This window comes from Acinetobacter sp. 24-47-67 (assembly GCF_056779735.1).
The window spans coordinates 44,410-56,383 of sequence record NZ_JBWYIK010000014.1 but is presented as its reverse complement, the minus strand read 5'-3'; the positions used below and the strand labels follow the sequence as shown (position 1 = coordinate 56,383).

Sequence of the window (11,974 nt, the reverse complement as noted above, 5' to 3'; positions counted from 1 at the left end):
GTGAAACCTCTTAGCGCTGATGGTAGTGTGGGGTTACCCATGTGAGAGTAAGTCATCGCCAGCTCATTATTCTAAACACCCCCTTCAATACAAGGGGGTGTTTTTTTATATCAAAAAATTGAATTTGAAAATAATTAAACCCTTGTAATTAAATAAGAAGCTCCATTCAGTTAACTTATGCCAAAAGATTGATGATTCTTGCAATTAAAAAAACAACAATAAATGTCAGTATGCCTATGAGGATTTAAATAATTTCAGGGACATAGTTGATGCAATACAATCCGATCTATTACACAGATGAACACTTTGCATTTGCCGATGCAGTAAAAAAATTTGTAGAAAAAGAAATTATTCCCTATGTAAATGAGTGGGACGAAGCTGAAACTTTTCCACGAGAACTCTACAAAAAAGCTGCAGAAGTTGGATTGATGGCATCAGGTTTTGATGAAAAATACGGTGGTATCCCAGATACAGATGCATTCTATACTTTATTGGGATGTGTGGAGTTGGCAAAGGCGGCATCAGGTGGGTTAATCGCTTCCTTACTTTCACATATGATCGGTGCACCGCCAATCAATAGCTTTGCAAGTGAAGAGGTGAAAGCAGAGGTTTTGCCACAAATCTTATCAGGTGAGAAGATTTCGGCATTAGCAATAACAGAACCGGGAGGGGGGTCTGATGTTGCAGCACTTAAAACAAAAGCAGTAAAAGAAGGTGATTACTATGTAGTCAGTGGCGAAAAAACCTTTATTACTTCTGGTATTCGCGCTGATTACTATACCGTTGCCGTTCGAACTGATCCTGAAGGAAAAGGACCCAGTGGTATCTCAATGCTACTGATTGATGCCCATACACCAGGTATTACAAAAACGAAGTTAGATAAAATGGGATGGTGGGCTTCTGATACCGCTCATCTACACTTCGATCAAGTTAAAGTGCCTGCAAGAAATTTGATTGGTCCTGAGAATATGGGTTTCTTTGTTATCATGAATAACTTCAATATGGAGCGTTTTTTCTTGGCTGCGAGTAGTTATGGTTATGCAAAAGTTTGTTATGAAGAAGCTCTAGATTGGGCTCAACAGCGACGTACTTTTGGTAAACGCTTGGTAGATCATCAAGTTGTTCGTCATAAATTGGTAGATATGGCAACACGTTTACAAACGACTCGCGCTTTACTTGAAGATACGGCATATAAAATGGGGCGTCCTGAACTTCAAGGGAATGAAATGATTGCACAAATTTGTATGCTCAAAAACGTAGCAACGCAAACTATGCAATTCTGTGCTGATGCAGCCGTTCAAACACTAGGTGGCATGGGCTTTATGCGTGGCATGAAATCTGAACGTATATATCGCGAAGTTAAAGTGAATATGATAGGCGGTGGAGCTGAGGAAATTATGAAAGATTTGGCAAGCCGACAGCTGGGCTTCTAAAAGAAATAAAAAGGTGGATAAGCCACCTTTTTTAATTGATCAGATATAAAGTTAAGCATTCATTGCCATATCCCAGACGATATTGGTTAACTCATCAAGTGACATTTTCCCTTCTGGATTGTACCAAGTTACGGTCCAAGCGATTGAACCACCAATCAGTCTTCGCCAGATAAAAGGATCGTGCTTAATTTTGCCTTTGTCATGTAATACCTTGATGACACTCAGCCATATCCCTTCATAATCATTTCTTAATTTTAATAGTTTCTTCTGATTTTCCTCAGAAAGTGAAAACCATTCATAGACCAATACAGCCATAGCGGAACCTGTATCCCCAGAGATCGCATCGAGTTCAGCTTTAATCAGAGCCTTGAGTTGTTGCTCTGGATGGTCTGAAGTGGATATGGCACTTTCAAGGCAAGCGTGATTGTAAATGATGGTTTGTTCCATCACATGCGCCAAAATATCGTCTTTGGTTTTGAAATGATGAAATAAACTTCCAGATTGGATACCAATAAACTGAGCGAGTTCACGAACAGTGGTTTTGGCATAACCTTGTTTATGGAATAAATAAGCTGCCCCCAAAAGTAAACGACCACGTGGTGTATCGTCAAAGCAGGCTATTGGTTGAATTTGGTCAATAGAGGTCGCGATCATCTTGTTATTTTATCCTATTTTGTTTTCTAAACGCGTTGCTTCCATGCAAATTTTAGCGCAATAAGCAGATTTGCAAATAATAATAACATTTTGCACTTTACAAACCAAGCGCTTGCTTGGTAGATTAATCTCAAATTCTAAACAGAATAATGAGATTGTTATGACAAATATTCAGGACGAACAAAAAATTGTAAAAATTGGCTGTGCTTCAGGTTTCTGGGGAGATACCAACACAGCTGCATTTCAATTGGTACACATGTCGGATATTAACTATTTAGTATTTGATTATCTTTCAGAAATCACCATGTCTATCATGGCAAAAGCCAAAATGAAAGATCCTTCTCATGGATATGCATTGGACTTTGTTAGTCGTGTTATGACACCGCTCATCAAAAAAATTGCGGACAAGAAAATCAAAGTTGTAAGTAATGCTGGCGGTGTAAATCCATTGGCATGCCGTGATGCACTTCAAGAAGTGATCAAAAATGCTGGTTTAGATTTGAAAGTTGCGGTGGTACTTGGTGATGATTTAATGGATCAGCACGTTGAACTTCAAAAACAAAATATAAAAGAAATGTTTAATGGTGAGGATCTTCCTCCACATGTCGCAAGTAGTAATGCTTATTTGGGTGCCGTAGGTATTCGTGATGCTCTGGATTTAGGTGCAGACATTGTGATCACAGGTCGTGTCGTGGATTCGGCTGTTGTGATTGGGCCTTTATTGCATGAATACAAATGGGATTTAAACGATTACGATAAATTAGCACAAGCTGCACTTGCAGGTCACGTGATTGAGTGCGGTGCACAATGTACTGGCGGTAACTTCACAGATTGGCGTTTGGTTGAAGGCTTTGACAACATGGGCTTCCCAATTGTTGAAGTGAAAGCAGATTCATCATTTATCGTCACTAAACCAAATGGTACAGGTGGTTTAGTTTCTACAGGTACTGTGGGCGAGCAAATTGTGTATGAAATTGGTCATCCACAAGCTTATTTATTGCCTGATGTAACTGCTGACTTTAGCCAAGTCAAACTTGAGCAAGTAGGCGAGCACCGTGTATTGGTGACAGGTGCAAAAGGTACAGCACCGACACAACATTACAAAGTAAGCACAACCTATCCTGATGGTAACCGTGTGTTGGTGAGTTTCTTACTTGCAGGCCAAGATGCAGAAGAAAAAGCTTATGCCGTTTCTAATGCAATTTTAAATAAAGTTGAGCGTGTAATGGCGCTTCGTTCGATTCCACCATTTACTGAAAAATCAATTGAGATTTTAGGTACAGAAACAACGTATGGCGCAAATCGTCGTGTGCAAAAACCTCGTGAAGTTGTGGTGAAAATTGCCGTTAAACATATGTTTAAAGAAGCATGTATGTTCTTTGCATCTGAGATTGCGCAAGCTTCAACAGGTATGGCACCTGCATTAACAGGGATTGTGGGTGGTCGTCCAAAACCATCTCCAGTGATTAAATTATTCTCGTTCTTGGTAGAGAAATCTCAACTAAATGTTGAAGTGGATATCAATGGTGAGCGTCATAAAGTTGATGTACCACAGGGTGAGCCGCTTGCAGAGATTCCAACGATTCCTACAGGTGAAGTGGCAACTTTAACAGGTAATGAAATCGAAGTGCCATTGGTTGAAGTTGCACATGCACGTAGTGGTGATAAAGGTAACTACAGCAACATCGGTGTACTTGCACGTAAACCAGAATTCTTACCTTGGATTCGTGCATCTTTAACGGAAGCCAATGTTGCTGAATATATGAAGCATGTATTTGAAGGCGGTGAGGGTGGCGAAGTTCGTCGCTATGAATTACCGGGTTTAAATGCCATGAACTTCTTATTGATTGATGCGCTTGGTGGTGGTGGTGTTGCGAGTTTACGTATTGACCCACAAGGTAAAGCCTTTGCACAACAATTGTTAGATATGCCAGTGAAAGTGCCTGCAAATTTATTGTAAGCACAGCTTTGGGCATCGCCATGATGCCCAATCCAGAAAATTTACATCAATTAAAAATGGAATTATGCGCAATGGGTTATCAATCAATTTTTAGAAATGATGCGTTCGCTGGCAAAGTCGTGATTGTGACAGGTGGTGGTTCGGGGATTGGTCGTTGTACGGCACATGAGCTTGCATCACTTGGTGCGCAAGTGGTCATCACAGGTCGTAAGATTGAAAAACTTGAAAAAGTGATTGCTGAAATTACAGAAGATGGCGGTAAAGTGCATGGCATCGTGTGTGATAACCGCGAAGAAGAACAAGTCAAAAATATGATTGCGGAAGTGATCGAAAAATTTGGTCGCATTGATGGTTTAGTCAATAACGCAGGTGGTCAGTTCCCATCGACTTTAGAAAGTATTTCTGCCAATGGTTTTGATGCGGTGATCCGTAACAACTTGCACGCAACGTTCTTTTTAATGCGTGAAGCCTATAACCAGTGGATGGCAAAAAATGGTGGAGCCATCGTCAATATGGCAGCAGATATGTGGGGCGGTATGCCGGGTATGGGGCACTCAGGTGCAGCACGTTCAGGTGTTGATAACCTGACCAAAACGGCTGCGGTGGAATGGGGTAAATCAGGTGTGCGGGTAAACTGTGTGGCACCGGGTTGGATTATCTCATCAGGGATGGATACCTATTCAGGCCCTGTCGCAGAATTCATTATCCCTAACCTTTCTAGCAATGTGCCTTTACAACGTATGGGAACAGAGTCGGAAGTATCTTCGGCGATTGTTTATCTATTATCTGACGCTGCTAACTTTGTTTCAGGGATGACAGTACGTATTGATGGTGCGGCTTCACAAGGTACACGCGTATTCCCATTATCATCTGCAGAAAATAGTGAGTCTTATAACGGCTTCCACCGTGCATTTATTCCAGATGTACTAAAGAAAAAAGACGAAAAGAATTAATCCAGATTATAAGGAACAAGGAGGAAACGGAATGGCAGTGATTCAGTCCGAAGTTGCAGTAGGAAGCGAAGTATTTGAACAGAATAAAGCGAAATTGCTCGAGCAAATCGAAGAGATTCGAGCGATTCAAAAAAGTGCGCTAGATCGTTCTTATAAAGCTAAGCCTAAGTTTGATAAAAAAGGAAAGATTTTACCGCATGAGCGTGTACGTATGTTGCTCGATGCAGATTCTCCATTTGTAGAGTTGTGTGGTCTTGTGGGTTACAAGATGCATGATGATAAAGATGGTTCAGAAGCAGGTGGCGGGATCATTGCAGGGATTGGTTTTGTAAATGGTACACGTTGTATGGTGGCTGCCAATAACAGTGCGATCAAAGGCGGTACGATTGCTCCAATGGGTGTACACAAAAGCCTTCGTTTACACCAAATTGCGTTAGAGCAAAAATTACCAATCATTACTTTAGCAGAAAGTGGTGGTGCAAACTTAAACTACGCAGCAGAAGTATTTACTGCTGGTGGTACAACCTTTGCCAACCAAGCACGTTTATCTGCAAAAGGGATTCCACAAATCTCTGTAGTCCATGGTAATGCCACAGCAGGTGGTGCATACCAACCGGGTCTTTCTGATTATGTGATTACGGTACGTAAGCAAACTGAAATGTTGCTTGCAGGACCGCCATTGTTATTGGCAGCAACAGGGGAAGTGGCAACTGCTGAAGAATTGGGTGGTGCAGAAATGCATGCACAAGTGGCAGGTACAGCAGAATACTTAGCAGAAAATGATGCTGATGGTATCCGTATCGCACGTGAAATCTTTAAGCATTTAAACTGGAAAGAGCAAGTTAAGCTTGAAACACCAGAATATAAAGAGCCACGTTATTCAGCAGAAGAATTACTTGGCATCATTCCATCAGATCCAAAACAACCTTTGGATATGAAAGAAATCATTGCACGTATTGTTGATGATTCTGATTTCTTCGAATTTAAAAATGAGTATGATTCACATACGGTATGTGGTTGGTCGCAAATTGGTGGTATGCATTTAGGCATTATCACTAATAATGGTCCGATTACGCCACAAGGTGCAGCAAAAGCAGCGCAGTTTATTCAGTTATGTGAACAAACACGTCGCCCGATTTTATTCTTGCACAACACCACAGGCTTTATGGTAGGTACAGATGCAGAACAAAACGGCATCATCAAACATGGTTCTAAGCTGATCCAAGCGGTTGCCAACTGTACAGTGCCGAAGATTTCGATCATTGCTCATGGTTCATACGGTGCAGGTAACTATGCGATGTGTGGTCGTCCACTTGGCCCACAATTTATCTTCTCATGGCCGAACTCTCGTGTTGCGGTAATGGGCGGTGCGCAAGCAGGTAAGGTACTTCGTATTGTTGCGGAAGCGAAACAACGTGAATCTGGCATGGAGCCAAATGAGCAAATGTTGGACTTCTTAGAACAATCGACAGCAATGAAATTAGAGTCGCAATCGACTGCATTATTCAACACAGCGATGTTGCATGATGATGGCATTATCGACCCACGTGATACACGTAAATTGCTGATTTTCTTATTGCAAACCATTAATGAATCACAAGCACGTGAGTTGAATCCAACACGTTTTGGTGTGCCAAGATTCTAATCAATCCCTCTTGCGGAAGATATTCCTCATCCCTTTAAAAAGTGAGGAATACCCCTCTTTTTAAAGAGGTGAGAAGCATGGATTCGCAAGGTAGATTAAAGATTAAAAAACAAATATTGAAATTTTAAGGAAGACAAAAAATGAAATTTACTGAAGAACATGAAGCGCTACGCCGTACAACACGTCAATTTGTAGAAAACGAAATCAACCCATTCACAGCAGAATGGGAAAAAGCGGGTCGATTCCCAATCCACGAAGTATTCAAAAAAATGGGTGATTTGGGTTTATTGGGTATCTGTAAACCTGAAGAAAACGGTGGTTTGGCACTCGATTATTCTTATAACCTTGTTGTTGCAGAAGAATTAGGTCGTATCAATGTTGGTGGTGTTGCACTTGCTATGGGTGTACAAACTGACATGGCAACCCCTGCAATTGCACGTTTTGGTAGCAAAGAATTACGTGATGAGTTTTTAACGCCAGCAGTTGCAGGTGAAAAAGTTGCAGCGATTGCGGTATCTGAGGTTCAAGCAGGTTCTGACGTTGCAGCACTAAAAACCACAGCAACTAAAGATGGTGATGACTACATCATCAATGGTCATAAAATGTGGATCACAAACTCTCTACAAGCAGACTTTTTCTGTTTGTTAGCGAATACCTCTGACGGTAAGCCACACTTTAATAAGTCAATGATTGTGGTTCCAGCAAACACACCGGGGATTACATTCTCTGAGCCATTAGATAAATTAGGTATGCGTTCTAGTACCACTGCACAGGTGTTTTTTGACAACGTACGTGTGCCACAGCGTAACTTAGTGGGTCAAGAAGGCATGGGCTTTATGATGCAAATGCTTCAGTTCCAAGAAGAGCGTATGTGGGGGGCTGCAAACGCAATGGGCGGTATGTTGCAATGTATCGAAAAAACAATTCAATACACGAAAGAGCGTACAACTTTCGGTCAGCCGTTAATTGACAACCAATATATCCATTTCCGTTTTGCTGAGTTAATGACTGAGATCGAAGCGCTTAAAGCATTAACCTATCGTGCTTGTGAACTTCATATCGAAGGCGAAAACGTAACGCAAATGGCATCTATGGCAAAACTAAAAGCAGGTCGTTTAACGCGTGAAGTTGCAGATAGCTGCTTACAGTTCTGGGGTGGTAATGGCTTTATGGCAGACAACCCTGCTGCACAATTCTACCGTGATGGTCGCTTAGTTTCGATTGGAGGTGGTGCGGATGAAATCATGCTTGGCATTATCTGTAAGATGATGGACATCCTTCCTGGTAAGAAAAAATAAGCAGGAGATCTGAGATGACATTATCAAGTTCAATTGCCAATTTAGAAGTTGATGGCAGCATCATCCTAGAGCAAGACGGTGGCATTTTAACTTTATGGTTAAACCATCCTGAAAGCCGTAATGCGATGAGTCTAAAGATGGTGCAATCGATGCAAGCGGTATTTGCTGCGATCAAAGATGATGTGTCTGTACGCGCTGTAATTTTGCGTGGTAAAGGCGGTCACTTCTGTGCAGGTGGTAATATCAAAGATATGGCAGCGATCCGTGCTAAAGCGATGGAAGTGGGAAACAACACACCATATACCGAATTTAACCGTACCTTTGGTGCGTTGATTGAGCAAGTCGATCAAGCACCACAAACGGTTGTGGCTGTACTTGAAGGTGCTGTACTCGGTGGTGGTTTCGGTTTGGCATGTGTCTCTGATGTTGCAATTGCGCATGCAGAAGCACAATTTGGCTTACCTGAAACTGGCTTAGGGATTTTACCTGCACAAATAGCACCGTTTGTGGTGACACGTGTTGGCTTAACTCAAGCACGTCGTTTAGCCTTATTAGGTATGCGCTTTAAGGGTCAAACCGCTTTAGAGGTGGGGATTGTGCATCAAGTGGTTGCAGATGAAGTTGAACTTGCATCAGCACTTGAAGAAACCATTACCCAAATTAAACGCTGTGCGCCATTGGCATCGCGTGCAACCAAAGCATTATTACATCGTACCACCAAAGAAGAATTGGGGCCGTTACTTGATGATGCAGCACGTCAATTTGCAGATGCCGTGGCAAGCGCAGAAGGAATGGAAGGCACAATGGCGTTTATTCAAAAACGCCAACCAAGCTGGGCAGAATAAACCACATTCCAACGCCTGTATGAATGTGAATTAAAAAGGATACGCTCCTCAAGATCAGAGGAGCCTAAAAAATTGGTGGAACTATGGCGTTTACAAAAGTATTAGTTGCAAACCGTGGTGAAATTGCTGCTCGTGTGATGCGTACAGCAAAAGCCTTAGGTTACGAAACCGTTGCTGTGTACTCAGATGCCGACAAAAATGCGCGTCACGTACAAGTCGCAGATGAAGCGGTTTATATCGGTCCTTCAAAAGTATCAGAATCTTATTTATCGATTCCAAATATTATCGAAGCATGTAAGAAAACTGGCGCAGATGCGGTGCATCCGGGTTATGGTTTCTTATCAGAAAATACTGATTTTGCTGCAGCATGTGCAGAAAATGGCATTATCTTTATCGGTCCACCTGCAGGTGCGATTGAGCTCATGGGTAGCAAGCGTTTGTCTAAAATCGCCATGATCGAAGCAGGCGTACCATGTGTACCGGGTTATGAAGGCGACCAACAAGACATCGACTTTTTAGCAGATCAAGCGAAAAAAGTAGGTTTTCCATTGATGGTAAAAGCATCAGCAGGTGGTGGTGGACGTGGTATGCGTCTTGTTCACCAAGAAGCGGATTTACTTGAAGCGTTAAAAACTGCACGTTCTGAAGCAGAAAATGCGTTCGGTTCGGGTGAGCTGATTATCGAGAAAGCAGTGATTGCACCTCGCCATGTAGAAATCCAAGTCTTTGGTGATACACATGGTAACTACGTGTATTTATTTGAACGTGATTGCTCGATTCAACGTCGTCACCAAAAAGTGGTTGAAGAAGCACCTTGCCCAGTTTTGACAGAAGAAACTCGTCAAGCGATGGGGAATGCCGCAGTTGCAGCAGCCAAAGCGTGTGATTATGTCGGTGCGGGTACAGTTGAATTCTTACTTGATCAATCAGGTGAATTCTATTTCTTAGAGATGAATACGCGTCTACAAGTTGAGCATCCTGTAACAGAAATGATCACAGGTCTTGATCTTGTTGAATGGCAACTTCGTGTCGCAAACGGTGAAACTTTACCGCTTAAACAAGAAGAATTGACCATGAATGGTCATGCGATTGAAGTGCGTTTATATGCAGAAGATCCACGCCAAGACTTCTTACCACAAACAGGTAAAATCTTGCGTTGGCAACCTGCAGATTTAGAAGGCGTACGTATCGACCACGGCATGATGCCAACTGATGAAGTTAGCCCATTCTACGATCCAATGGTGGCTAAAATCATCGTACATGGTAAAACTCGTACTGATGCGATCCGTTTACTTGCTCGTGCAGTAAATGATTCTGTACTGTTAGGTGTAAACAGTAATAAGGAGTTTTTAGTTAACTTATTACGTCATCCACTTGTGGTGGAAGGTGATGTGAACACTGGTTTTATTCAACAGCATTTCCAAAGTGATGTGAGTTTGAATAAGCAGAGTCTAAATTTAGAAAGCTTAGCATTGGTTGCAGCGTTGTTGACAAATGCATCTGCGCAAACAGATTGGAACACAGGAGTTTCTTCAGCGTTACCACTGAAACTTCGATATGATGATCAAAAGTTAGATCTCATTGTGCATCGTGATGGTCGTTCAGTGAGTGTTGAAACCTGTGGTGAAAGCCAGTCTATTGAGGTTGTAGCGCAAAATACACAGCAATTGATTTATAGCATTAATGGAATTCGACGTCGAATCGACTATGTTCTTGATGGTAATTTTGTTTATTTAGATCGCGCGAATGGCAACGTCATGGTGGAAAATATTACCTATTTACCACCTGAGACTGCCGATGTGGCAGGGGATGGTAAAATTCGTGCCCCAATGGATGGTGCAATTATAAATGTCATTGCTCAACCTGGAGAGCGTGTAACTAAAGGGCAAACATTATTGATTCTTGAAGCGATGAAAATCCAACAGCAAATTAAGTCAGATGTCGACGGTGTTGTGGGTGAAATCGTAGGACAAGTTGGTCAGCAAGTGAAAAAACGTCAAATCTTGATGAATATTGAGGTTGATGCTGAATAAGCAATAAAAAAAGCCATCTAACGATGGCTTTTTTTATGACCGGATTTATACAAATACTGTTTGTACGGCACAGTAAAGCACCCAAAGAATTGCAATCGCAACTACAGGTTCTAAAACTTTTGCCCAAGTTGGTGTAGCCACTACTTCTGGCTCAGCAACATCGTGGTGATCATGTTGAACTTGATTGACCATGTCATGAAACTCCTTCATCGTTTGGTCTAATGATATCTCTTCTTGAATGACAGGTTGAGAACCAATCAACTCATTTAGGTTATTTGTTAGCCAAACCCAATCTTTTGCTTTACCAGAGAGATGTTCAACTTGACCCTGAAGTAATTCATTCATGCCTTGTAGTTGATAATGACCTGTTACATCAAGTTGTTTAAGTTCATTAAGCTGTAAGGTCAAAATCTCTGATGTCGCAGTTTCAAGTTCTTGATGAGACAGCGTAGACTGATTATGTTGAGATGTCGTCAAATGCCGTGCGACTTCTTGAATATAAAGTTGGTCAGCGGCATGAATTTCTTGGTATATTTTTTTTTCGTCTTTACGCCATAGGCTGATGAGTTTACCTAAAGCTAAGATATTTAATTCATTGAGATATTCATGCCGTTGTTCAGCTGGATACTGTTTCAACAGCTGAGGCTTTTGAATTTTGGTCTGCTCAACAAAATATTGTACTAAATCAAAAGCCATTCAACTCTCCTGTAAGTTTTTAATCCAAAATTCTTAAACTCGGTTTTTTCTTTGGTGCTTCATTTTCTTGATTTTGTTGCTGTTTAGATTCTATCGGATTTTCATCCGTTTGTGCATTGGCATATTCATCAGGATCAAAGAATAATCCTTGACCATTTTCTTTTGCATATAACCCGAGTACAGCATTGATTGGTACATAAATATCTTTGGAAACACCACCAAAACGTGCAGAAAAGGTAATCGCTTCATTGCTCATGTGTAGTTGATGCACAGCATGTGGCACGATATTTAAAACAATCTGACCGTCTTGAACGAACTGTGTAGGTACATCGGTATAAGGCTGTGTGGCATCTACCAGTAGATATGGGGTGAGATTGTTATCGCAAATCCATTCATAAATCGCACGTGCTAAATACGGGCGAGTTGGACTTAATTTGATTTCTTGATCAGACATGTG

10 protein-coding genes are annotated in these 11,974 nt (G+C 41.5%); 7 read left to right on the top strand and 3 right to left on the bottom strand.

Annotation, left to right across the window (positions count from 1 at the left end; all coding sequences use genetic code 11):
* The first annotated feature begins 269 nt into the window (after positions 1–269).
* Positions 270–1,433 (top strand): acyl-CoA dehydrogenase family protein, encoded by a 1,164-nt coding sequence (locus AC1M9K_RS13650; protein WP_481589559.1) that lies wholly within the window; start codon positions 270–272, stop codon positions 1,431–1,433.
* Positions 1,434–1,484: 51 nt separating this feature from the next.
* Here the strand turns inward: AC1M9K_RS13650 and AC1M9K_RS13645 are convergent, their stop codons facing one another.
* Positions 1,485–2,087 (bottom strand): TetR/AcrR family transcriptional regulator, encoded by a 603-nt coding sequence (locus AC1M9K_RS13645; RefSeq protein WP_035269534.1) that lies wholly within the window; start codon positions 2,085–2,087, stop codon positions 1,485–1,487.
* A gap of 160 nt (positions 2,088–2,247) precedes the next feature.
* On the opposite strand from AC1M9K_RS13645, the gene AC1M9K_RS13640 reads away from it, so the two are divergent.
* From AC1M9K_RS13640 to AC1M9K_RS13615, 6 genes are all read left to right on the top strand, one after another.
* Positions 2,248–4,047 (top strand): acyclic terpene utilization AtuA family protein, encoded by a 1,800-nt coding sequence (locus tag AC1M9K_RS13640; RefSeq protein WP_092768480.1) that lies wholly within the window; start codon positions 2,248–2,250, stop codon positions 4,045–4,047.
* Between the two features lie 71 nt (positions 4,048–4,118).
* Positions 4,119–5,000, top strand: coding sequence for an SDR family oxidoreductase (locus AC1M9K_RS13635; RefSeq protein ID WP_481589563.1), 882 nt, complete (start codon positions 4,119–4,121; stop codon positions 4,998–5,000).
* 31 nt (positions 5,001–5,031) lie between these two features.
* Positions 5,032–6,645, top strand: coding sequence for an acyl-CoA carboxylase subunit beta (locus tag AC1M9K_RS13630; RefSeq protein WP_481589558.1), 1,614 nt, complete (start codon positions 5,032–5,034; stop codon positions 6,643–6,645).
* A gap of 140 nt (positions 6,646–6,785) precedes the next feature.
* Positions 6,786–7,943 (top strand): acyl-CoA dehydrogenase family protein, encoded by a 1,158-nt coding sequence (locus AC1M9K_RS13625; RefSeq protein WP_481589557.1) that lies wholly within the window; start codon positions 6,786–6,788, stop codon positions 7,941–7,943.
* Between the two features lie 14 nt (positions 7,944–7,957).
* The gene (locus AC1M9K_RS13620; RefSeq protein WP_481589556.1) at positions 7,958–8,788 is read left to right on the top strand and encodes an enoyl-CoA hydratase/isomerase family protein; all 831 of its coding nucleotides are present in this window, start codon (positions 7,958–7,960) and stop codon (positions 8,786–8,788) included.
* Positions 8,789–8,871: 83 nt separating this feature from the next.
* Positions 8,872–10,821 (top strand): acetyl/propionyl/methylcrotonyl-CoA carboxylase subunit alpha, encoded by a 1,950-nt coding sequence (locus AC1M9K_RS13615; RefSeq protein ID WP_481589555.1) that lies wholly within the window; start codon positions 8,872–8,874, stop codon positions 10,819–10,821.
* Positions 10,822–10,866: 45 nt separating this feature from the next.
* Here AC1M9K_RS13615 and AC1M9K_RS13610 read toward each other — a convergent pair whose 3' ends face one another.
* Entirely contained in the window at positions 10,867–11,517 is a 651-nt protein-coding gene (locus AC1M9K_RS13610) for a hypothetical protein (RefSeq protein WP_481589554.1), read from the bottom strand.
* A 19-nt stretch (positions 11,518–11,536) separates the two neighbouring features.
* Positions 11,537–11,971: a ClpXP protease specificity-enhancing factor gene (locus AC1M9K_RS13605; RefSeq protein WP_035269488.1), complete on the bottom strand. Its 435-nt coding sequence runs from the start codon at positions 11,969–11,971 to the stop codon at positions 11,537–11,539.
* Positions 11,972–11,974 lie beyond the last annotated feature (3 nt).